The sequence below is a fragment of the Seinonella peptonophila genome (assembly GCF_900129355.1).
Taxonomy (GTDB): Bacteria; Bacillota; Bacilli; order Thermoactinomycetales; family Thermoactinomycetaceae; genus Seinonella; species Seinonella peptonophila.
This window is the reverse complement of sequence record NZ_FQVL01000037.1, coordinates 1-1,248: the sequence shown is the minus strand read 5'-3', so window position 1 is coordinate 1,248 and position 1,248 is coordinate 1. Positions and strand designations below refer to the sequence as shown.

At 46.2% G+C, this 1,248-nt stretch carries 1 protein-coding gene; it reads right to left on the bottom strand.

Translation table 11 applies throughout. The features are described 5' to 3' along the window. The coding region (locus BUB71_RS18745; RefSeq protein ID WP_139279207.1) for an amino acid adenylation domain-containing protein at nucleotides 1-1,248 on the bottom strand (1,248 nt) is incomplete at both ends.

The window sequence follows — 1,248 nt, the reverse complement described above, 5'->3', positions numbered from 1 at the left end:
TGGCAACGCGTTGCGATCCACTTTTCCATTGGACGTCAAGGGAATCTGTTCCATTGCCACGAAGAATGAGGGAATCATATATTCAGGTAGCTTTTGTCTCAGATGCTCTCGCAGTTCCGTCACTGCGATCGGTTGGCTGGATACCACATAAGCACAGAGAAAACAGTCGTCCCCTGCCTCCGTCTGCCAATCACGCACCGTCACATCCATCACCTGTGCATGTTCCAACAACGCGGACTCAATCTCACCCGGTTCAATCCGATAACCACGCACTTTGACCTGCTGATCAATCCTTCCCATATACACAAGGTCACCATTTTCCAGCCAATAGGCCAGATCACCTGTCCGATACATTCGCTCTCCAGTTACAAAGGGACTTTCTATAAATCTTTCCTTTGTTAATTCACGTTGATTCAAATACCCCCGTGCCACGCCTTCTCCACTTATATAAAGCTCACCCGTTACGCCGATTGGAACCAGGTTTTTATTGTGATCCAGTACCATTGTCTGTAAGGTTGGAATCGGTTTTCCAATATTACTGACATTCGATTCAATCTCCAATTCCGTGATTTCCTTATAGGTAGCATGAACGGTAATCTCCGTAATCCCATACATGTTAATCAGTTGTGTGTGCGGATATTTCCTTTTCCAATGGCTTAATTTTCGTGGTGAAAGGGCTTCTCCGCCAAAGATCACTTTGCGCACCATCAGGTCAGATTCCTCATGATTCATCTCCTGCTGAGCTAAGTGATCAAAAGCAGAGGGCGTTTGGTTTAAGATCGTTACCTTCTCTCTTCTCAGTAGTTCAAGAAACTGTTTGGGCTCTTTGGTCACTTGTGAGGGAACAATCACGAGTTTTCCACCATAGAGTAGTGCTCCATACATCTCCCATACAGAAAAATCAAAGCAATAGGAATGGAACAACGTCCAAATATCGTTTTGATCAAAGTCAAAGAGCGATGCATCATTCAACAGTAGACGGACGACATTGCGATGCTCTACCATGACCCCTTTGGGTTGCCCCGTCGTTCCGGAAGTGTAGATGACATAGGCCAAATCGGTTGACTGATTGATGCTTGAAAGATTGAAGGCTTCCATTCCTTCCGTACTTGTCACCTCTAGCCACTGGACCGACTCACCGCCTACTGATTGTAATCTTTCCATGATCGAAGCTTGGCTGAGTACAAGGCGAGCGCCACTATCGCTGAGCATGAACTGGATTCGTTCCACTGGATACTCCGGATCAAT